The organism is Chloroflexota bacterium (assembly GCA_034717495.1).
In the GTDB taxonomy this organism is placed as follows: Bacteria; Chloroflexota; Anaerolineae; order JAAEKA01; family JAAEKA01; genus JAYELL01.
Map to the genome: position 1 here is coordinate 11,577 of JAYELL010000046.1, position 21,193 is coordinate 32,769.

The following is a 21,193-nucleotide window of genomic DNA, read 5'->3' on the forward strand; positions in this document are numbered from 1 at the left end:
CAAAGCCTGACGACCCGACGATCCGCAGCCTCTTCGTTGCGCTGCAAGTCTTCCCTTGTTTCCTTCGATCCGAGAAACAGGACATGCGCCCCGTCGATTCCCGAAGTCGTGCTAATCTTGGCACAGCGAAGCTCTCAGTCCCTTCCTGGAGGAAAAGAATGAACCCCACAACGTCGAAACAGTTACTGATCATCGTCGCCATCATTCTGGTGGCCGGCCTCGTCACAGCTTGCGCCGCCCCAGTCCCCATGCCTGCCGAACAGGTGACCGTAGTAGAGACGGTCATTGTAACGGAGGTGGTCGAGGTAGTGGCCGAAACCGAGTGTGAAACGGCAAAGGACAGCTATAAGATCGGCTTTGCCAACCTGACCGAGGACATCGTCTTCACGCAGCTCGTGCGCGAGAGCATCGAGCGCGAGGCCGAGAAGGCGGGTAACATCGAACTGGTCCTGGCGGACAATAAATTGGACGGCGCCACCGCGCTTGCCAACGCGGACAACTTCATCCTGCAAGGTGTGGATGGCGTGATCGAGTTCCAGACCGACGAGAAGTTCGGCAACGTGATGATGGATAAATTCCGCAAGGAAGGCATCCCGGTGATCGCCATCGACATCCCCATGCCGGGAGCGACCTTCTTCGGTGCCGACAATTACGGCGCGGGGTTTATGGCAGGCGAGGCCGCTGCCAACTGGGCAAAAGAGAACTGGGAAGGCCAGGTCGATGCCCTCCTAGTGCTTGAACTGCCCCAGTCGGGCCCGATTCCAGAAGCCCGTATGCAGGGCCAGGTGGAAGGCCTTCTGGAAAATCTAGACGTTGAGGTACCGGAAGAGATGATCTTCTACCTCGACAGCAAGAACACCCAGGATGAAGCCTTCCGGGTCGTCGGCGATACCCTGCCCAAGATTCCTGATGCCAGGCACGTAGTCGCTGTCAACATCAACGAGGGCACGGCGTTAGGCACGATTGCCGCCTTTGAGGCAGCGGGCCGCAGTGAGGATATCATCGTCGTGGCCCAGGGTGCAGATCCCTCCGGCCAGGATGAAATGGTCAAAGAAGGCAGTCGCCATATCGGCTCCACCGGCTACTTCGCGGAGCGCTACGGTGAATACCTCATTCCAGCAATCATCGACACGCTGGAATGCAAGTCGCTGCCGCCAGCTATCTACGTGGATCACGTCTTCATCAACGCTGATAACCTGTGCGAATACTACCCCGAGCACAGTGCCTGCAACTAACGACACTTTCGAGAGGCGGAGGATAGCGTTGCCGTGTTCCGCCTCTCGTCCACTGTATCGAGCTCACGGGTATCGATTCAGGAGCACGATCCATGACTACGCCAACTGCCTCGCCGGGGAGATCGCAGCCTGACCTGATGGAACGCCTCCGGGCAAGGGGCTTGAGGGTCAACAATTTCGTCAGCCTGGTGGTGATCTTCCTTATCATCTGTGCCGTCTTGTCCATCCTCTCACCCTATTTTCTGACCCTCGAGAATTTCAAGAACATCGGGCGCACCATGCCGGTCGTTGGCATCATCGCCATCGGAGAGACCCTCGTCCTTATCGCCGGTGGGGTCGATCTATCGGTGGGATCGGTGGCAGCCCTGTCCGGCGTTGTAACCGGGCTGTTGTGGGAAGTAGTTGGCTTGCCCATCGGCATCGCAGCTGCAGCGGGGCTGGCCAGTGGCGCGTTCATCGGGCTTATCAACGGCTTGTTGGTCACACGGCTACGCATCAACGCCCTGATCAGCACGCTGGCAACCTTCTCCATTGTGCGCGGCCTGGCCTTCGTTTTGACCAATGCCCAGATGAACCAGCTCACAGACCCGGGATTTCTTTTCCTGGGGCGTGGCGAGGTGGGGATCATTCCGGTGCCGTTTATCCTGATGTTGATTCTGTATGCCATTTTCATTTTCATCCTTCGGCGCACACCCTTTGGCAGAGATCTGTACGCCATCGGCGGTAACCCGATGGCTGCCCGCCTGGTCGGCATATCAACCAGACGTAACGTCCTTGTCGTTTTCGTGATCAGCGGCCTGCTGGCCGGCGTTGGTGGTCTGGTGCAGGCGTCGCAGCTGGCAGCCGGCGCGCCCCAGGCCGCCGTTGGTCTGGAGTTCACCGTGATTGCCGCCGTTGTGCTGGGAGGGACCAGCTTATCAGGTGGCAAGGGAACGCTTGTTGGCTCCTTCCTGGGCGTGATCATTCTGCGCACCCTGGACAACGGTCTGATCTTGACCGGCGTATCCGCTTACTTTCAACAAGTCGCCCGTGGAGCGGTTCTGATCCTGGCGGTCGGGCTGGATCAACTACGCACAAAATGGTCGGCCAGGCGATAAGGTATGACAAAGGATTATGACAGAGAGCACTGATAGTCGTCCAACTCTGGAGATGATCGATATCTCCAAAAGCTTTTTCGGCGTGAAAGTCCTGGACGAGGTGTCAATTGACCTCTTTCCAGGTGAGGTGCTGGCCCTGGTGGGCGAAAATGGCGCGGGCAAATCGACGTTGATCAAGATCCTGAACGGCGACTACCGCAAGGATGGCGGCGCCATCGTCATCGACGGCCAACTGGTGGAGATCGAACACCCACGCGATGCCGAAGCGTTGGGCATTCACATGATCTACCAGGAATTGCATCACTGTCACGAGCTGTCGGTCACCGAGAATCTTTTACTCGGTCATCTCCCGCGAGGCAACGGGCCCGTCGGCAAGTACATTGTCGACTGGAAGAGGGCGCGCGCGATCGCAACAGAGCAGATCGAGATGTTGGGCCTCGAGATCGATCCCCTGGCCTTGATGGGCGAGTTATCGGTGGTGGAACGCGAGATCGTGGAGATCGTCAAGGCGGTGTCCTCCAACGCCCGAATCCTAGTCATGGACGAGCCCACGGCAGCACTGACACCCCACGAGGTTGATCTCCTCTTTGAGATCGTAGCGACTCTGCGCAAGCAAGGGGTCGGCATCATCTACATCTCTCACCGTCTGGATGAGATCTTTCAAATCGCCCAACGCGTGACCGTATTGCGTGATGGTTACAAGGTTGGCACTGAACGGGTGGTCGATGTGACGAAGCATGATATCGTCCGCATGATGGTGGGTCATGAGGTCGAGGAGCGACAGCCTGACGATCTACAGGTTCAGGAAGATGGCCGTCCCCCGATCCTGGAGGTCTCCCATCTGACCAGAACAGGCGCCTTCGAGGATGTCAGTCTGGAGGTTCACGCCGGTGAGATCGTGGGCATTTTCGGCCTGCTGGGCGCCGGACACTCAGAGCTGACCCGCACACTCTTCGGCGCAGAACGGGCCGACAGCGGGGAAATCCAGGTCGAGGGCAAGCCGCTTGTCATTCACTCGCCCACCGACGCGCGGCGGGTTGGCATCGGGCTGGTACCAATCGATCGCAAACAGCAGGGGCTTGTGTTGAGCCAAAACGTCCGTGAGAATCTCACCCTCTCCAACTGGCCGGCGATCTCCCGCTTCGGCTTTTTTCAGCGCGGATCAGAGCGGCAGCACGCCCAAACCTGGATCGACCGTCTGGGCATCCGCGTGGCCGGCGGTATGGAGGTCGAAACCCAGTTCATGAGCGGTGGCAACCAGCAAAAGGTTGTGCTGGGCCGCTGGCTCGAGGCCAACGTTAAGATACTGCTCATGAACGAACCAACCTGGGGCGTCGACGTTGGCGCGCGTTCGGACATCTACGACCAACTGGAGGGTCTGGCCGAACAGGGACTTGGTATTCTGATGGTTTCCTCGGACATGCAAGAGGTCTTGTCGGTCAGTCACCGCATTATCACTATGTTTCAGGGCAAGGTCACCGGCGAGTTCGCTGCCAGCGCGGTTACCCAGGAAGAACTCTTGAACGCAGCGGCCGGAGGTGAAGCGTGAGCGATCCCGCGGCACTCGCAACAACACCTGAACAACAATCTCTACAGGACAGGCTCAAAGCATCGGCTTTGCAGGAAGGCGCCGGGTTGGTGGTGATGTTACTCATCATCCTCGTGGTCATGTCCCTGTTGTCCCCCTATTTCCTGACGGCGAGAAATTTCTCGAACCTGCTGTTATACAGCTCCGCCATGGGCATCATTGCCATGTTCACCACCATGCTCATGGTGGGCGGTGGGCTGGATCTCTCGGTCGGCTCGACCGCGGCCCTGGTCGGCGTGGTCATATCTCAAAATCACAATTCCCTGGGCGTATGGGGAGCGGTGGCGTTGGGCCTGGTTGTGGCGATCGTCGTCGGCCTGATCAATGGTTTTCTGGTTACGCGCGTCGGCATCAACGCGCTCATCACGACGCTCGGCATGTTCTCCGTGGTACGCGGCCTTGCGTTCGTGTTTTCAGGCGGGCTCACCGAACTCATGCTCGATGAAACGTTTGGCGAATTGGGCAGGGGTGAGGTGGCTGGCATTCCCATGCCGGTAATTGTCTTCGCGGTGGCCACCATTGGCTGTGCCATCGTCATGCGTACCACACAATATGGTCGGGCAATGTACTCGATAGGCGGCAACGAAACGGCCAGCTTCCTTGCCGGTTTGCGTACGAAGCGCTATCAGATGATAGCGTTCGTGCTTTCGGCTCTCAGCGCCGGAGTCGCCGGCATTCTGCTGACCTCACAACAGGGCGCGGGCGCGCCACAGGCGGCCACCGGTCTGGAGATCAGCGTGATCGCAGCGGTGATTCTGGGTGGCACCAGTCTGGCCGGCGGCAAGGGCACCATTCTCGGCACGCTCATCGGCGTGTTGATCCTGGGCACGCTGACCAACGGCATGATCCTGTTGGGCGTTTCGGCCTATTATCAGCAGATCGCCCAGGGCCTGGTGCTGCTACTGGCCGTGGGCATGGACCAACTACGCACGCGCTCTGAGGCCTGATATGGATCCAGAAAACGCCCTGACGGCAGATGCCAAATCCCAGATCGACTTCAACCTGCACATGGTCCCGGCAGCCCTGGGGTTGGACGTACCGGATGTCGCCACCGCTGCTATCCTCAACGTCAGTGAGGTTGCCCTGGTCGGCTACATCGCCGAAATCGAAACGACGGTCCGGCATACAGCGCAGCGTCTGCTGGAAAAGCATGGCCTGGCGACAGCTCTCGAAAAATGGCCAGTCCCTATGGGTGGCACGATACTGGCGGTCGGCGACTCCATCACCACTTATCGCTTCGGTTATGCCCGCATCCTGGCGGCAACGCTCGCCGTACACCGTGTCGATGATGCGATTCGCTTCGCCAACGTTGGCCAGTCAGGTTACACGTCGACTCACGGGCTTGAGACCACGTTTACACAGAATCTGGACATGAATCCGGACTGGGTCTTTATCAAGTTCGGCGTAAACGATTGCAAGCGCTTTGGCGGCCGCGCTGCCCGCACCCTGGTTTCTCTCGACGAATATCGGGCCAACATGGCCGGAATTGTGGATGCTTATCAGCGTTTCACCGACGCCCGGATCATCTTGCTTACCCCCACGCCTGTAGTGGAACAGCTCGCCAACTCGCTTCCCGATTTCGTGGCCATGCGCATGACCTGGGACAATACCGATCTGGCCGCTTGCGCGGAGTTCGTGCGTGATCTGGCACGGTTGCGCAACCAGCTCGTTGTCGATCTTTTTGCCATCTTCGGTCCCGATCCCGACCCAGACTACTTCTTGCCGGATGGTTTGCACCCGAACCGTGCGGGACACGAGATCATCGCAGAACGAGTGCTCGAAACCGTGCGCGACATCTGAGAAACAGCATCAAGCCCAAAGAATCTCGTTTTCCGTACAAACCTTGACACGCCATCACAGGTACTTCGGCTTCGTCCCTCGACAAGTTCGGGGCACCGCTCAGCACAGGACCTTTGCCACGAACCTGACGGCGAACGAAAACAAATCCGGAACCAGAATAAGTGCAATTGATGGCAGGTCTTTTTTCGCTGGGCAAGTAGACGAGCGTTTAGGCACTGACAAAGAAGCGGAGGCTACAATGAATTCGCGTGAACGTTTTCTGGAAGTCATGCACTTCAACACCGACGTACGGTCGATGAAGTGGGAGTTTGGTTTCTGGGGCGAGAACATCAGCCAATGGTATGAAGAGGGCCTGCCCAGGAAATTCGGCACTAACATACCCACCAGCCTGACCACGGTGGGTGCTTCCCTTTATACAACCGCGTGGACTCACGAGTGGGCAAAGAACCGGACCTACCTGGAGAAGTTCCACCATGAAAGGGAGCGTCCGGTGCCGCTTCCGCCTGGTATTGCCGTCTGGGGAGGTGCACTGTATTGGCCAAGTCAGGGATTCCCCCTGGCGCTCGATGTTATGGACTATTTCGATTTCGACAAGAGTACGGCCCTTGTACCTGTTGAGCAGCTTTTTTGTCCGTTCTTTCAGCCACAGATATTGGATGAGGATGATAAGTATCTGGTCTACGTCGATATCGATGGCGTCGAGCGCCAGTTTCAGAAGGAAGAGGGTGTCATCCCCAGCTCTCGTAAGTGGCCCATTCGGGACTGGGCGAGCTGGCAGCAAATCAAGGAGCAGCGCCTTCGATTGGACTCTATCCATGAGCGCTTCCCAGACAATTGGGATTGGTGGATCGAGGAATACAAGGGTCGAGACTATCCTCTCTCGGTGGGTGGCTACCCCAACGGCTATTTCGGAACATTGGTTCACCTGATCGGTTACGAGAACGTTTTCTATTTGTACTACGACCAACCTGACTTGCTCAAGGATATCAATCAGCACCTGACTGATCTGTGGATCGCCATCTGGGAGGAGATTCTGGCCAATGTGGAGATCGACTGTTGTCACATTTGGGAGGATATGTCCTCTACCATGGGCACGATGATCTCTCCTGGCCACTTTGAGGAATTCATGGCGCCCTACTATCGCCAGGTCACCGATTTTCTGAAGGGCAAGGGCGTTGATATCATCCTGGTGGACACGGACGGAAATATCGAGCTGTTGATACCGCAGTTCCTGGAGGTAGGTGTCACCGGCATGTATCCTATGGAAACCTCAGCTGGCATGGATGTTGTCAAGCTTCGCCAGCAATACCCCCGCTTCCAGATGATGGGTGGCGTGCCCAAGTACGACATGGCGCTGGGACCGGAGCGTATCGAAGAATTTCTCCAGCCTGTAAACGAGTTGCTCAAGTATGGCGGCTATGTCCCCCATGGCGATCATCTCATCTCGCCCGGGGTTTCCTGGGAGCAATTCAAGCACTACCGCAATCGCCTCAACCAGATCATCGACGCCAACGGCAGCGAATAAATGACCTTCTCCCGGTAGCAGGAGGCGCAGGCCCCGCTGGGTTCATGAACCGTTGGTGCAGAGAGAACCCCACCTATCACTGAGCCATGGAAGTCGGCCGCCAGGTTGGCCGAATCAAGAACCAGGCGCGGCTTCTGGACATCGACCTGGCCGTAATCGGTTAGCTTTCTCTCTCTGGCAGGAACCCGGCGCTCCTGAATCGCCCGCGTCCCCGCGTCCCCGTGTCCTTCGCTCCCTTCGCGCTTCGTGTTCTTCGCGTCCCTCCGCGCCTTCGTGGTCCAACCCCTCCCCGCGTCCTTCGTGTCCTTCGCTCCCTTCGCGCTTCGTGTTCTTCGAGAGCCTTCGCGCCTTCGTGGTCCAACCCCTCCCCGCGTTCGCAAGGATGACAGCGGGAGTGACGCGGCTAAATGGCCTTCTGCGCCGCGTCCCCGCGTCCTTCGTGCCCTTCGCTCCCTTCGCGCTTTGCGTCCTTCGCGTCACTCCGCGCCTTCGTGGTCCAACCCCTCCCCGCGTTCGCAAGGATGACAGCGGGAGTGACGCGGCTAAATGGCCTTTTGCGCCGCGTCCCCGTGTCCTTCGCTCCCTTCGCGCTTCGTGTTCTTCGAGAGCCTTCGCGCCTTCGTGGTCCAACCCCTCCCCGCGTCCCCGCGTCCTTCGTGTCCTTCGCTCCCTTCGCGCTTCGTGTTCTTCGAGAGCCTTCGCGCCTTCGTGGTCCAATCCCTCCCCGCGTCCCCGTCTTGACATAGAACAGTTGTTCTGATATAATCATTTTAGAACATTTGTTCAGTTCCCTTGCAGGGATACGTAGATTGGTTGTCGCACGAAAAGGAGAATCAGATGTTGCCAACCCTAACGGAACTTGAAATGGAAGTCATCGATTTCCTGGAGATGCAGCTGCGGAAAGACCCCATCGCCCCCAGCATCGACGAAATCTGCCAGGCCGTTCGCCTGACCCGCGGCTATCGCATTAACAAGCTTTTGAACTCACTGCGGGAAAAGGGTTACATCGACCGGCGCCCAGGACGGGCCCGCTCGCTTCGCCTGTTGCTTAGTAGTGATGGCCAGCCCTTCCAGGCCGGCAGCAGACTGGTCCAGGTGCCGGTCCTTGGCCTGATCGCCGCGGGTTCCCCCATCGATCCACAGGATGGTTTCGACGACTTCATCGAAATCACCTCCGGGCTGATCGGAGATCCCAGCGAGACCTTTGCCCTTCGGGTCAAGGGAGATTCCATGATCGAGGACTCGGTCCTCGACGGCGATCTCGTGATCCTGCAGCATCAGACCACGGCCAGTAACGGTGATATGGTCGCCGCCTGGCTGCTCGACTCCGGCGAAACTACACTGAAACGCTACTACCGGGAGGGCAGACAGATCAGGTTGAAGCCGGCCAATGCCGGATATGCTGACCGGGTCGAGGATGAAAGCAATGTTCAGGTGCAGGGCAAGGTTGTGGCGGTCGTTCGTCAACTGATGTGAAGCGCGCCAGTATCCTCCTGGCGTTGCAATCAATCAACCAGTTCCAGACCTCCTTCTTGCCTCATAGGATCCCTATAACGTGCGTCATCGCTGCCGCTATGCAGGAGGCAGGTCATGCGAAGAAGACTGGAAATGCAAGCAGATCGGATCGAAGCGGTCCTCGCTTCCCACAAGGTTCCAGGTCGCGTCTGGGGCGGCACCATCACACCGCGCTTCATTCGCTTTCAACTCACCACCTCCCTCGGTACCCGCGTCAACAAGGTCTCTCAACTCTCTGAAGAGTTCGCCCTCTCCCTCGGCGTCTCCTCCGCTCGCATCTACCGGCAAAACGGCGCCATCCAGGTCGAGGTCCCTCGCAGCAAACCTCAGTCCGTTCGCCTTCTGCCTCTCTGCCAACGCCTGTCCAACGTCCCTCCCCTGGCCGCTCTGCTTGGCCTCGATCACGACGGCACTCCCCTGCTCCTTCGCCTGCCCAGCCCCGATGTCGTTCACGTCCTCATCTCTGGCACCACCGGCAGCGGCAAGACCGCCCTGCTTCGCTCCATCCTGCTCTCCCTCGCCATGTTCAATCGCCAGGGTGCCCTGCAACTCCTGCTCATCGATCCCAAGAGCCGTGGCTTCAGCCCCCTCGCTCAACTCCCTCACATCCTCGGCCGCCTCGTCTCCACTCCCCAGGAAGGTGTCCAGGCTCTCTCCTGGCTCATCCAGGAAATGGAGCGCCGTGACCGCGATCATATCTGCTCTCCCTCCATCGTCGTCGCCATCGACGAACTCGCCGACCTGCTCACCACCGGTGGCAAAGAGGTCGAAACCGCCCTGCTTCGCCTCGCCCAAAGAGGCCGGGAGGCTGGCATCCATCTCCTCTGTGCCACCCAGAAACCGGCCGCCTCCATCCTCTCCAGCCTCATCAAGGCCAACTTCCCCGTCCGTCTCGTCGGCTCCGTCTCCAGCCCCGAGGATGCCAAGGTTGCTTCTGGTATCGCCGCCACTGGCGCCGAAAAACTGCTCGGCCGCGGCGACTTCCTGCTGATCAACAAGGGCCAGATCGTCCGCTTCCAGGCCGCTTACGCCCCTGAGGTCGACATCCGCCAGATCGTCAACCGCCTCCACCTTGCCAGCGACTCACGCCATCGCTGGTCCCAATCCGTGCCTCTCCTGGCACCTGTCGCCCAGCCTGTACCCGGGAGCACCTCATGAAATGGATCCTCGCTCTCACCACCGTCGCCGCTGCCGTCACCCTGGCACTCATCATCGGCCAGCGCATGAGCACCGATGCCATGGCCATCGCCTTCGGCGTTGTCTTCGGCGTCGCAGCCAGCATCCCAACCAGCCTGATTGTCGTCCTTGCCACCCGCAGTCGCCCCCGCGACACATACCGCCCGCCCGAGCACCCACCTCAGCCCGGCCAACCCCAGGTCGTCATCATGCCCGGACCTGTCGGCCAGCGCAATCCCTGGCTCAACAGCGGCCTGCCGCAGCAACAGCTCCCTCAGCCTCCCGCCGACTTCTACAAGACCCAACCCGATCGACGCTTCAAGGTCGTCGGCGAGGATGAACACTGGCTGGATGCCGAGGATTAGTGCTCATTTGTCATTCGAGTTATTCCTTTTCTGCGGAACCCGATCAGGCCCCGATCTCGCGCAGCGCAAGCCGTTTCATGTAGGAAAGAATCGCGCTGATGCCGTTCAACCGTTGGTAACTCAACACATCCGGCAGGCCCATCTCGCGATAGAAGTCGCCTGGGATCGCCAGGATTTCCTGTGGCGTGGTGCCAGACAGCCCTTCAGCCATCAAGGATGCAAAACCTCGTACGGTCGGCGACTCCGGCGGCACGTCGAAGTAGAAGATCATGCGACCATCGTTGGCCTCGGCGTGGATGAATACCGGGGTCATGCATTCGTGAACCTGTTCCATGCCGTCACGCTGCTCAGCAAGCCAGTCGGGAAGCAATGGCATGCGATCTGAGAAATCGAGCAACAGCTCCAGCTTTTCACGCCCTTCCGCCCACTTGAAATCTTCCACGATATCCTGCAACTGCCGGGGCAAACTGTCAGTATTCTCGGCCATCATCCGTTCCTCTCAAATAGGGCATCGGTTCATTGTAGATGCCCTGCAAATCCCCGTCAAATAATCCAAAATTCCCTGTCTGGCGACCGGGGATAGATCTGTCCGGAGTAATGGCATCCAGAACAGGTCGTGGGATTCGCCGGCAGTTGCCCTCCATGCTGCAATGTCAGAGCGCTGATAACAGCATTCCCAGGGAAAAGAGAACGCAAAAGACAAGGCTCAGCCGGGCAGTGCCGGCCAGAGCCTTGTTCAATGCCGGCCCATCGGTCGTGGACACAACGGTTTGCCTCAAACGGGCAGCCATGGGCAGGGAGAGCCAGGGCAACAGGAGCAGCGAGGCCATCAAGGCCGGCCTTCCGTGAAGGAGATCGACGATTGACAACAGGACTGGCACCAGGTAGGCAACTGCCAACAACAGGGTGTATTCCCCGTGAGTACCCTCCACGCCCAGCCGCACTGCCAGGGTTCGTTTGCCTACCCGGGCGTCGGTCTGCATGTCCCGCAGATTGTTTACGACCAGGATGGCTGTGATCAGTGCGCCGGGCGGGATAGCGGCGGCGACTACCACCGGCGTGACCGTCAGCGCCTGCACGTAATAGGTGCCAATCACCGCGGCCAGGCCAAAAAAGGTAAAAACAAACAGATCTCCCAGGCCATGGGATGCCAGGGGAAAGGGCCCGGCACTGTATGCCACCGATGAGATGATACCGGCCACGCCCACCACCAGAATGGGCCAGCCACCGATGGCAATCAGGTACAGCCCGATGAGAGCGGTGATAAGCAGCACCAGGATCAGGCCAAGTCGAAGTTCACTGAGAGGAATGAGGCCGCTCGATGCAACCCGGGTCGGCCCCTTGCGGTCAGCCTGATCGAGTCCGCGAACGAAATCGAAGTAATCGTTGGCCAGGTTGCTGGCAATTTGCAACAGGATCGCGGCGGTCAAGGAGGCCAGCACTGGCAGCAGCTGAAAGAGATCATCAGCGACAGCCAGGGCAGCGCCCACCAATACCGGCCCAACCGCAGCCGGCAGGGTCTTGGGCCGAATGGCCAGTTGCCACGCCTGAGCGCCTGAAATTTCTTCCTGATGATTCATTTTCGGTTTCGCCGGATGGCATTTCGGTTCGGCGTCCTCAGTCCCATTCGCCGCCCGGATTAAGGGGCGCTTCTTCCCAGGCTTGCAGGAAGGCCATCGCCTGGTCGGAGGTAAGCAAGTAGGCAAAGCGAGCAACCTGCCGTCCCATATCCTGTACACGCTGCTCCAATTGGGGATCCTTTAGATTCCCGTCATTGTCGAACTGCTTCCACCCTTGCGCGATCGACACTTGCTGGGGCAGTACCCAGGCGCGCAATGATCGTCCCACGGCCCGAAGACTATTGAGGGAATTGGTAGCGCCCATGCTGCCCCCTGCGACACCCAGGAGACCGATCATTTTTCCTTCGAATTCATCGAAACCCATCAGGTCCAACGCATTTTTCAGAACACCGCTGAAGCCTGCGTGATATTCGGGCGTTCCGAGCAGGACACCATGAGCCCCTTTGATTTCCCGCTTGAGGCGCAACACGTCGGGAGCTTGCCTGGCATCTTCGCCATCACAGAAGGGCAACTGGTAGCTGCGCAGGTCAATCAACTCAGTTTCTGCGCCAAGCTCTCGAGCTCCAGCCAGCGCTATCTCCAGGGCGCTTCGCGTATAGCTGGCGGGACGCAGGCTACCACAGATGGCAGCAACGCGGATAGAATTCTTGCTTATGTCACTCATCGCAGGTTCTCCGGGTGCCTCCCCATCAGTTGCCGCGCCAGGCAGCCAGCGCCAGAAGAATCCATCCGGTGATGAAGGCGGCGCCGCCGATGGGTGCCACGGCGCCCAGCCAGCTGGTTCCCGTAAAGGCAAGCAGGTACAGGCTGCCCGAAAAAAAGAGGATTCCAGCCACGAATAGCCATCCGGCTGCCGCCGGAAGTCTCGATTGTGCCCAGCGCGTCAGGGCGATGGCGACGAGCAATAGCGCCAGCGAATGATACATCTGATAGCGGACCCCCGTTTCGAAAGTTGAAAGCAGGTCTTCGCTTAGCCGGCCCTGCAGGCCATGAGCGCCAAAAGCTCCCAACGCTACTGCAAGCCCGCCCATCAGGCTGCCAATGATGAAAAAAAGGCGATCCATGGTTATCTCCGGTGAGGTTTCCGACATCAGCGAGATCCGGCCCGATCAGTCCTGGGTCGCGATAAAAAGACCGGTGGATTTTTGGATATGGATCGCGCCCTGGTTAGCCATTTCTTCGACCAGCAGTTGCCGCAATGCGTCTTGATCATTCTCGTCAGCCAGACCCCAAAGCCGACTTGACTGCACATACGCCATCAGGGCTTCGATCTCGGTCACAACCAGGCCATCCCGGTACTGGGAAAGGGAAATCGTATCGAACCAGGGCATGAGCTGCTCGGTACCATTTTCCAGACCAAACTGGTCGAAGGCGCCCATGGTCACGGCTTCCTCGGGCACCAACCGGAGTACGTACTGGCGCAGCTCCTGCATGTGTGAGCGTCCGTTGGTGGCCGCGTAGAGTTGCCCTTCCGGCTTCAGGACCCGCTGAATCTCGCGAAGGGCCTGCCGGCGATCAGGCACATGGTAGAGCATGTGGTTGGCCACCACACCGTCGAAGCTGTTGTCGCCAAAGGGAATCGACTGGGCCTCGATCAATTCAAACTGAAAATGTCCCAGGGTTGGCGATGCGTTGGCTCCATCGCTACCAAAGCCCAGATTGTCCTTCGCTTTTTCGAGCATCCCCGGGGACATATCCGAGAGTGTGAGTTGCCATCTTGCTGGAATCCGGTCCAGGTTTTGGCGCCACAGGTCGGCAGGGCCGCATCCAAGCTCAAGTACACGGGCGTCAGCAGGGAAATCGAAGTGGTCAAACACCCAGCGATGCCAGCTTCCCTTGTTGGTGCTATACAGCTGGTGTAACCGAATACGGGTATTGAGATTTGAATCGTCTTTATACTGCTCTTTCAGCAGATAATCCTGTTCGGAAATCTTTGTCATACCAACTTCTTTCTCACCACGAGTCATGCCCTCTGCAATCAACCATTGACGATTCACCAATTGGCAATTGACAATGGATCACCATCCTCCGGCAACCGGACCAATACCTGCTGGACCGCCAGTCCCATTACTGATTCCACCTCGAACGTCACGCCGTCCTGCACGACGATATCACCTGCTTCTGCCACCCGACCCAACAGGGACATGACCAGCCCGCCGACGGTGTCGGCACCGGGATGGGCAACATTTAGCCCCGCAAGCTGGTTCAATTCGTCGACAAGAAGATCCCCGCGTGCCCGCAACAGGCCTGGCTCGACCTGCTCCAGCGGCGCTATTTCCAGGTCGAATTCATCCAATATCTCGCCAACCACCTCTTCGATCACATCTTCCAGGGTTACCAGGCCGGCGGTGCCACCATATTCGTCCACGACGATGGCAAGCTGGTTGCGTTCCCGACGAAAGCGGGCCAGCATGTCGTCCAGCGGCAAGGACTCTGGCACATAGATCACCGGTCGAAGCAGCTGGAGCAGGTCGAACTCCTCTCCCTCAACATGATTCACTTCCCGACGGGCCAGGGTTTTGATATGCACAATGCCAATGACATCGTCGAGATCCTGTTCGTAGACGGGGAAGCGAGAGTGGCGCGCCTCACAGACGAAACGCATTACCCCAGCTTCACTGTCTGATGCAGGGATACCCATAATATGGTTGCGAGGGGTCATTACCTGCCCGACGGTCCGCTCCCGCAGGTCGAATATGTTCTCGATAAAGAGCAAATCGTCGGCATCCATCAGTCCGCCTTCTGCGCTCTCCTCGGCGATGAATTCCAATTCTTCGGCAGACAAAAGGCGGGCATCTTCACTGGCTGGGGGGATGCCCATCAGGCGCACAATAGCATTGCCGATGGCATTGAGGAAGGAAACGAGTGGCGAGAAGATGCGGCGAATGAACCGCATCGGCCCATTCAGACGCAGAACGGTTGCTTCAGCGTATTGAATTGCCAGCGATTTGGGCACCATCTCACCCAGGACAACATGCAGGTATGTCATGAGGCCAATGGCAACTATGCTGGCTATGGTGTGAGCCAGTGGCTCTGCCAGATTTTCAAACCGGCTGAGAGGTTCCAGCAGCCACCCGGCCAGCACATGCTCACCATACATGCCCAACCCGAGGCTGGCAATCGTGATTCCGATCTGGGCCGTCGCCAGGTAGCGGTTTTGTTCGTCAGGATCGATCAGAATCCTCAGTACGTCACGGGCGGCCTTGGATCCCTTCTCAGCCGCCTGGGCGATGCGGGTACGGGGTACGGCAATAATGGCAAATTCAGCCGCAACGAAGAAGGCATTTAACAGTATCAGAAAGGCGATGACAAGGATCGGAATCAGGTATTCTGTCATGCGGCGGCCTCCCGCAATCGCTCAACCTGATCGGGCGTTGCCGGCATACTGACGGCCGCCACCGCCTTGCCCTCCACCCGTTCCACCCGCAGGGGCAGATCACCGAACTGCACCCTGTCGCCTACCTCGGGAACATGCCCCAGCTCGCGTAAAACCAGGCCGCCAATGGTATCGGCCTGTTGGCTGGGCAGGCCAAGATCGAGAATGGCGTTCAGCTCATCTACCTGCCAATCCCAGCGAATCATTACCCTATTGCCGGGTAATCCCCTGAAAAGTGGTACCTCCTGATCGAACTCGTCCTGCACCTCACCAAATATCTCCTCGATGAGGTCTTCCAACGTCACGAGTCCCGCCGTGCCGCCATACTCATCCAATACGACGGCGACATGGTAGCGACGCTGCTTCAACATAGCGAAGGCATCGTCTGCCGGCATGGTTTCAGGTACAAACACAGGGGAGCTCATGACCTGGCTGACATCGCCGTGGCCCTCATGTTGTCGCAGGCAGAGCAGATCCTTCAAGTGAACAATTCCCACGATGTCGTCAATGGAGTCGCTGAAAAGGGGCAGGCGGGAAAAGGGAGAATTGGCAAGGTGCTCAAACATCTCCTCGCAAGGTGTATCGACAGGTGTGGCCAGCACCCGGGTCCGGGGAACCATGACCTGTCGCACCGTTGAGCGGCGCATCCAGAGGGTATTCTCGATCAAACGCCGCTCCTGGCTGTCGAGCAGTCCCCCCCGGCTGCTTTCTTCGACCAGCATGGCGATCTCTTCCAGCGAATGGATATGGGCGTGTTCGCTGATCGGGTCAACGCCCATGAGTCGCAGGATCAGTTGACCACTACCGTTGAAAAGCCAGATCAACGGTCGAAATATCACCATGGACCAGCGCATGGGCACCGCAGTCAGCATGGCCAGTCGCTCGGGGTACTGAACACCGATGTTTTTGGGCACCAGCTCGCCGACAATCACCTGGACGCCGGTCAAGACAAGAAGCACTACGGTGGCGGACATGGAAAGCGCCGCGGCTGGCGCCAGGCCACCCAAACGCACTAACCAGGGGGCTACGGTCTGGCTGAGGCTCGACTGTGCATAAAAACCCAACATCAGGCTGGAAGCGGTGATGCCCAACTGGCAGGCAGCAATATAGGTATCCAACGCCCGTGGGTCCTCGACGATTGGCAGCACCATGTTTGCCAATCGATTGCCCTCCTCCGCCAGTTGGGCCAGTCGTGAACGTCTGGCACTGAGCGTGGCAAACTCAGCCGCTACATAAAATGCATTGACCAGAAGCAATAATGTGATTATGAGGAATACGACGATCACGTCGAGCTCCACTCGGAGAGGCATTCATGGTAGTGGAATTGGCGCTTCAACTCAACCACCCTTGCACGCTGGGACGGCGTTTGCGGCCAATCACCCCTGATCTGCCGGGATATGGGGTGGTGCAAGCAACATGCAATTCATCTGGCCTAGTATAAGCTGGATAGGCACAGGCTGCAAGTTACTTGCTCGATTGGATATTTTCGAAAATGGGGTTGACCTGCGTCCATTAGTGTGATAGAATTTAGCTTCATCTGACTGAATGAAAGGAGGCACACCTGTGACACATATTCGCCGTTTCCAGCCGGCTTGGACAATCGAACCTGGCGCCGGTTCCCTCGCGCGTCACTGGCGTGAGCCTTCGCAATGCTAGACTCCTCCGACAGGAGTTTCGTCGGAATTCCGACGGCGATGGCTGCACCTCCAGCCCATCGCCGTTTTTTTTATGAAAGGCTGGCGTGGCCAGATTTCACGACCGGGCCTGAAAATTTCCCGGCTATTTGGCACTGGCAGCAGTCGTCGAACGCTGTCAGCTGCCAGTGATCTCTCACCACAGCCCGAGGCAGGAAAGGAGGTCAAACTGATGGACCGACTCGGTATCTACCGGCGTCTCCTCAGCTACCTGAAACCCTATTGGCCTCAGGTGATCCTGGCATACACCTCCATGTTGTTTGCCACACTGTTGAATTTGATCATTCCGCTGGTGATCAAAGCCGCTATCGACCAAGGATTGGCGGCCGGCAACGCGCGGGCGCTCTTTACTGCGGCAGCCGTCATCCTGGTGATCGCCGTTGTACGAGCTCTGGCCGCTTATGGGCAGGTCTATTACGGCGAATGGTTAACCTACCGCGTGGCCTACGATCTGCGAAATCAGTTCTATGACGCTGTGCAGCATTTGCCCTTTGCCTTTCACGACAAGGCCCACACCGGCGATCTGATGAGCCGTGCTACCGGCGACATTTCGGAAACTGAGCGCTTCACTGGCCGGGGCATGATGGAACTCACGGGCACGGTGCTGCTTCTGGCTGGCGTTGTCATTGCCATGTTGATCGAGGCGCCGCGCCTGGCGCTGCTGGCATTGATCCCTTTCCCGATTTTGATCGTTTCAACCATCCGTTTCGGCGCGGTAGTTCGGCCCATGTTCAAGGAAATCCAGAAGCAGCTTGGTGTGCTGTCGACCGCCATGCAGGAAAGCATGACAGGCATTCGCGTCGTCAAGGCATTCGCGCAGGAACCCTATGAGTTCGAGAAATTCGGCCAGGAAAACGAAAGCTGGTTCCAGAAACGCTATAGCGTCATCAAGGTCTGGGCCAACAACTGGCCCTTCTTCACCTTCTTGATCGCCCTGAGCATCATCATTCTGCTCTGGTTCGGCGGGCCGCTGGCCCTGAACGGCACGATAACCGTCGGAACCCTCTTTGCCATGATTTCCTACGCGTTGATGCTTAACGGGCCTGCCCAGCGTCTGGGTTTTCTGACCAATCTGGCGGCGACTGCCGGTGCAGCCGCCAGCCGTGTATTCGAAATCATGGACACGACCAGCGAGATCGCGGAGAAACCGGAGGCCGTGCCCCTTACTCATGGCCAGGGCGAAGTAGCTTTCCATAATGTCAGCTTCGGATACGACGCCGAACGTCAGGTCTTGAGCGAGATCGGGTTCACAGCCAGACCAGATCAGGTTGTTGCCCTGATGGGACCCACCGGTTCAGGTAAGTCCACGATCATCAATCTGATCCCCCGGTTCTATGATCCTACCGGCGGAGAGATTCGGATAGACGGCACCGATATCCGGGATGTCACGCTGGATAGTTTACGCCATCACATTGGCATTGTGCTGCAAGAGCCATTCCTTTTCGGCGCGACCATCGCCGAGAACATCGCCTACGGCAAGCCCGACGCCGATGATGCGGCAATTGAAGCCGCCGCGCGAGCTGCCCGGGCCCATGACTTCATCACTGGCTTTCCAGATGGCTATCAGACCCGAATCGGAGAGCGAGGCGTTACCCTCAGCGGTGGGCAGAAACAGCGAATCGCCATTGCCCGGGCCCTGCTCTACGATCCACGCATCCTGATTTTGGATGACTCAACCAGCAGCGTGGACACCGAAACCGAGCACCTGATCCAGCAGGCCCTGCAGGAATTGATGAAGGGGCGAACCACGTTCGTTATTGCCCAGCGGCTCTTGACGCTCAAGAATGCGGACCAGATCCTGGTGCTCGATGATGGCAGGATCATTCAACGAGGCACCCACGAGCAACTGCTTTCCGAGGAGGGTCTCTACCGGGAAATCTACGACCTGCAGTTGCGGGACCAGGAGGAATTCCTCGATTTGCAGGATCGCATTGGGGTCAGCACGGACCAATCCGGTCGCCCGGCTGCCGTAGCTGGCTAGAAGCCACGACCTCATTCCACAGCCTGAGCTCGATAACTCACAGGTGTTGAGCTAGCGCATTTGCAGATAAATCAGGACAACGGTTGAGGCAGGAGGCACCACAATGACTGAAAACAACGGCCAAACAACCAGCGGCAATGGTCGCCACAAGCTGAGCCTTCGCGAGATGCTGGGCATGCCCGTTCAAACCCAGGACTCGGACCATCTTCGGCGGGAGGCAAAGGTCGAGGACCTGTTGCCCGACGAGAAGGATTACCAGCTGGGCAAGGCTTACGATGGCAGGCTGGTCCGGCGGTTGGCGGCATACAACCAGCCTTATCTGGGGAAGCTCATTGTGGCGATCTTCTTCATGATCATCAATGCTCTGATGACCGTTGCCCAACCCTGGATCATCGGCCAGGCCATTGACAAGGGAATCGTCGCGGGTGATATGGCGCAACTGCGCTTCTGGACAGTGGTCTTCGCAGCTGTGGCACTGGCCGTTTGGCTGAGTAACCGCTACCGCATCGGCCTGATGGCCTACGTTGGCACCCGAGTGGTCGCCGACGCGCGTCGCGATCTCTTTCGCCACCTGCACAGCCTTTCACTTACCTTCCACAACAACTACAGTGTGGGCCGACTGATGAGCCGGCTGGTTAGCGATGTGGGGGTTCTGCAGGAGTTCATCACCTGGTCCATCACCGGTCTGGCTCGCTCTCTCTTCATGCTCACAGGCATCATCATCGCAATGCTGATGCTCAATTGGCAGCTCACCCTGGTCACCTTTGCCGTGCTGCCACTGATGGTCATCCTGACAAATTATTGGCGGGCGCGCGTGCGCGATATCTACCGGGCATCCCGTATGCGCCTTTCCCTGATCAATGGCTATCTGAACGAGTCGATCACGGGCATTCGCGTCACCCAGAGCTTTTCCAGGGAAGAGATCAACGCCCGCCATTTCGACGATTTCAATCGCTCCTACTTCGATGCCAACGTGCGAGCCGGACAGTTAACCGCGGTCTTCTTTCCGGGTGTGGATTTCATTGGCTCGTTAGCGACGGCTTTGGTAGTTGCCGTCGGCGGTTGGTTGGTATTGGGCGACGCATTGACTGCCGGTACGCTGGTGGCCTTCGTATTGTACGTCGAGCGTTTCTTTGATCCCATCCGTGACCTGGCACGGCAATACAATGTGTTCCAGTCGGCAATGGCGGCCTCGGAGAGAATCTTCAACCTGCTGGACACTGAGCCCGATCTGATCGACGCCAGAGATGCCGTTGATTTGCCAGAGATCGAAGGGGAGGTGGCCTTCGAAAATGTTTCGTTCAGTTACAAGGATGATGAGCCGGTCCTGCGTGATATCACCCTGCGCGCCGCTCCGGGCCAGCGTATCGCCCTGGTCGGTGAGACCGGTGCAGGAAAGAGTACCATGATCCGGCTGCTGGCCCGTTTCTTTGATGCCAGCGAGGGCGCTGTCAAGGTAGACGGATACGACGTGAGAGCGGTTTCCCAGGCAAGCCTGCGCTCGCAGTTGGGTATTGTCCTGCAGGACACCTTCCTCTTCGGCGGCACTATCGCCGACAATATCCGTTACGGCCATCTTCAGGCAACGGATGAGGAGCTAAAGGCTGCAGCAAAGGCTGTGGGTGCCCACCAATTCATCAGCCAGCTACCCAATGGTTATGACACCGAGGTGGGTGAGGATGGGGTCAATCTCAGTGTCGGCCAAAGGCAGTTGGTTTCTTTCGCCCGCGCCTTGCTGTCCGACCCCCGCATCCTGATCCTGGACGAGGCAACCAGCAGCGTGGATACCACCACCGAAAAACTGATCGAACAGGGACTCGACCGGCTGATGCAAGGCCGCAGCAGTTTCGTCGTCGCCCACCGCCTGTCCACCGTCATCAACGCCGATCAAATCGTCGTGTTGGACCAGGGCCAGATCGTCGAGCAGGGGACCCACGAGCAACTACTGGCAAAGCAGGGCCGCTACTTCAATCTCTACACCATGCAGTGGGCGCAGGCGGAGACCGGCCTGAACATGAACTGAACGGTGTACCGGAGTTCCAAAGTCTCAGGGGCGTCATGTCATGATGTCAAAATGCCATCATTCCAGAATGTCACGAAGTCCCGGAGCGAAGCGGAGTGGAGAATATCATTACACTATCACCGTGTCCCCGCGTCCCCGTGTCGCCCTATCGTCTCGTCGGCTGAAGCCTCGACTCCTACCCATCCGACCGCTGACCACTGACCGCCGATCGCCGTGCCCCCCATCGCCGTGTCGCCCT

General features: G+C 58.2%; 18 protein-coding genes. 11 read left to right on the top strand and 7 right to left on the bottom strand.

Annotated elements, in window-relative coordinates; all coding sequences use genetic code 11:
- Nucleotides 1-158 precede the first annotated feature (158 nt).
- From U9R25_08995 to U9R25_09035, 9 genes are all read left to right on the top strand, one after another.
- Entirely contained in the window at nt 159-1,235 is a 1,077-nt protein-coding gene (locus U9R25_08995; protein ID MEA3336030.1) for a sugar ABC transporter substrate-binding protein, read from the top strand.
- Nucleotides 1,236-1,327: 92 nt separating this feature from the next.
- On the top strand, nt 1,328-2,332 hold the full coding sequence (locus U9R25_09000) for an ABC transporter permease (GenBank protein MEA3336031.1): 1,005 nt from the start codon (nt 1,328-1,330) through the stop codon (nt 2,330-2,332).
- 16 nt (nt 2,333-2,348) lie between these two features.
- Nucleotides 2,349-3,881, top strand: a complete 1,533-nt coding sequence (locus tag U9R25_09005; protein ID MEA3336032.1) for a sugar ABC transporter ATP-binding protein — start codon at nt 2,349-2,351, stop codon at nt 3,879-3,881.
- Nucleotides 3,878-4,867 (top strand): ABC transporter permease, encoded by a 990-nt coding sequence (locus U9R25_09010; protein MEA3336033.1) that lies wholly within the window; start codon nt 3,878-3,880, stop codon nt 4,865-4,867. Before U9R25_09005 ends, U9R25_09010 begins: the two co-directional genes overlap by 4 nt.
- Before the next feature lies 1 nt (nt 4,868).
- A complete protein-coding gene (locus U9R25_09015) occupies nt 4,869-5,720 on the top strand; it encodes a GDSL-type esterase/lipase family protein (protein MEA3336034.1) in 852 nt (283 codons plus the stop codon).
- 238 nt (nt 5,721-5,958) lie between these two features.
- The gene (locus U9R25_09020; protein MEA3336035.1) at nt 5,959-7,245 is read left to right on the top strand and encodes a uroporphyrinogen decarboxylase family protein; all 1,287 of its coding nucleotides are present in this window, start codon (nt 5,959-5,961) and stop codon (nt 7,243-7,245) included.
- Between the two features lie 837 nt (nt 7,246-8,082).
- Complete coding sequence (lexA, locus tag U9R25_09025; protein ID MEA3336036.1) at nt 8,083-8,721, top strand: transcriptional repressor LexA; 639 nt, start codon at nt 8,083-8,085, stop codon at nt 8,719-8,721.
- A 114-nt stretch (nt 8,722-8,835) separates the two neighbouring features.
- Nucleotides 8,836-9,918, top strand: coding sequence for a DNA translocase FtsK (locus U9R25_09030; protein ID MEA3336037.1), 1,083 nt, complete (start codon nt 8,836-8,838; stop codon nt 9,916-9,918).
- Entirely contained in the window at nt 9,915-10,301 is a 387-nt protein-coding gene (locus U9R25_09035; GenBank protein ID MEA3336038.1) for a hypothetical protein, read from the top strand. The genes U9R25_09030 and U9R25_09035 overlap by 4 nt, the downstream gene beginning before the upstream one ends.
- Before the next feature lie 43 nt (nt 10,302-10,344).
- Here the strand turns inward: U9R25_09035 and U9R25_09040 are convergent, their stop codons facing one another.
- The 7 genes from U9R25_09040 to U9R25_09070 all read right to left on the bottom strand — a co-directional run bounded on the left by U9R25_09040 (nt 10,345) and on the right by U9R25_09070 (nt 16,543).
- On the bottom strand, nt 10,345-10,788 hold the full coding sequence (locus U9R25_09040; GenBank protein ID MEA3336039.1) for a SufE family protein: 444 nt from the start codon (nt 10,786-10,788) through the stop codon (nt 10,345-10,347).
- 166 nt (nt 10,789-10,954) lie between these two features.
- A complete protein-coding gene (locus tag U9R25_09045; GenBank protein MEA3336040.1) occupies nt 10,955-11,881 on the bottom strand; it encodes a 1,4-dihydroxy-2-naphthoate polyprenyltransferase in 927 nt (308 codons plus the stop codon).
- A gap of 37 nt (nt 11,882-11,918) precedes the next feature.
- Nucleotides 11,919-12,545 carry an NADPH-dependent FMN reductase gene (locus U9R25_09050; protein MEA3336041.1) on the bottom strand — a complete coding sequence of 209 codons (627 nt, stop codon included), beginning with the start codon at nt 12,543-12,545 and terminating at the stop codon, nt 11,919-11,921.
- Nucleotides 12,546-12,570: 25 nt separating this feature from the next.
- On the bottom strand, nt 12,571-12,945 hold the full coding sequence (locus U9R25_09055) for a DUF423 domain-containing protein (protein MEA3336042.1): 375 nt from the start codon (nt 12,943-12,945) through the stop codon (nt 12,571-12,573).
- A gap of 45 nt (nt 12,946-12,990) precedes the next feature.
- Nucleotides 12,991-13,821, bottom strand: coding sequence for a class I SAM-dependent methyltransferase (locus U9R25_09060; protein ID MEA3336043.1), 831 nt, complete (start codon nt 13,819-13,821; stop codon nt 12,991-12,993).
- Nucleotides 13,822-13,874: 53 nt separating this feature from the next.
- Nucleotides 13,875-15,218 (bottom strand): hemolysin family protein, encoded by a 1,344-nt coding sequence (locus U9R25_09065; protein ID MEA3336044.1) that lies wholly within the window; start codon nt 15,216-15,218, stop codon nt 13,875-13,877.
- On the bottom strand, nt 15,215-16,543 hold the full coding sequence (locus U9R25_09070; GenBank protein ID MEA3336045.1) for a hemolysin family protein: 1,329 nt from the start codon (nt 16,541-16,543) through the stop codon (nt 15,215-15,217). The genes U9R25_09065 and U9R25_09070 overlap by 4 nt, the downstream gene beginning before the upstream one ends.
- Nucleotides 16,544-17,123: 580 nt before the next feature.
- Here U9R25_09070 and U9R25_09075 point away from each other — a divergent pair.
- Nucleotides 17,124-18,932, top strand: a complete 1,809-nt coding sequence (locus tag U9R25_09075; protein ID MEA3336046.1) for an ABC transporter ATP-binding protein — start codon at nt 17,124-17,126, stop codon at nt 18,930-18,932.
- 103 nt (nt 18,933-19,035) lie between these two features.
- Complete coding sequence (locus tag U9R25_09080; GenBank protein ID MEA3336047.1) at nt 19,036-20,955, top strand: ABC transporter ATP-binding protein; 1,920 nt, start codon at nt 19,036-19,038, stop codon at nt 20,953-20,955.
- Nucleotides 20,956-21,193: the final 238 nt, after the last annotated feature.

Bases quoted from the DNA above. Each gene is read 5' to 3' on its own strand.
- U9R25_09055 (MEA3336042.1), bottom strand. From the start codon at position 12,945: ATGGATCGCCTTTTTTTCATCATTGGCAGCCTGATGGGCGGGCTTGCA.
- U9R25_09040 (MEA3336039.1), bottom strand. From the start codon at position 10,788: ATGGCCGAGAATACTGACAGTTTGCCCCGGCAGTTGCAGGATATCGTG.
- U9R25_09065 (MEA3336044.1), bottom strand. From the start codon at position 15,218: ATGACAGAATACCTGATTCCGATCCTTGTCATCGCCTTTCTGATACTG.
- U9R25_09045 (MEA3336040.1), bottom strand. From the start codon at position 11,881: ATGAATCATCAGGAAGAAATTTCAGGCGCTCAGGCGTGGCAACTGGCC.
- U9R25_09075 (MEA3336046.1), top strand. From the start codon at position 17,124: ATGGACCGACTCGGTATCTACCGGCGTCTCCTCAGCTACCTGAAACCC.
- U9R25_09015 (MEA3336034.1), top strand. From the start codon at position 4,869: ATGGATCCAGAAAACGCCCTGACGGCAGATGCCAAATCCCAGATCGAC.
- U9R25_09000 (MEA3336031.1), top strand. From the start codon at position 1,328: ATGACTACGCCAACTGCCTCGCCGGGGAGATCGCAGCCTGACCTGATG.
- U9R25_08995 (MEA3336030.1), top strand. From the start codon at position 159: ATGAACCCCACAACGTCGAAACAGTTACTGATCATCGTCGCCATCATT.
- U9R25_09050 (MEA3336041.1), bottom strand. From the start codon at position 12,545: ATGAGTGACATAAGCAAGAATTCTATCCGCGTTGCTGCCATCTGTGGT.
- U9R25_09035 (MEA3336038.1), top strand. From the start codon at position 9,915: ATGAAATGGATCCTCGCTCTCACCACCGTCGCCGCTGCCGTCACCCTG.
- U9R25_09005 (MEA3336032.1), top strand. From the start codon at position 2,349: ATGACAGAGAGCACTGATAGTCGTCCAACTCTGGAGATGATCGATATC.
- U9R25_09080 (MEA3336047.1), top strand. From the start codon at position 19,036: ATGACTGAAAACAACGGCCAAACAACCAGCGGCAATGGTCGCCACAAG.
- U9R25_09020 (MEA3336035.1), top strand. From the start codon at position 5,959: ATGAATTCGCGTGAACGTTTTCTGGAAGTCATGCACTTCAACACCGAC.
- U9R25_09030 (MEA3336037.1), top strand. From the start codon at position 8,836: ATGCGAAGAAGACTGGAAATGCAAGCAGATCGGATCGAAGCGGTCCTC.
- lexA (MEA3336036.1), top strand. From the start codon at position 8,083: ATGTTGCCAACCCTAACGGAACTTGAAATGGAAGTCATCGATTTCCTG.
- U9R25_09060 (MEA3336043.1), bottom strand. From the start codon at position 13,821: ATGACAAAGATTTCCGAACAGGATTATCTGCTGAAAGAGCAGTATAAA.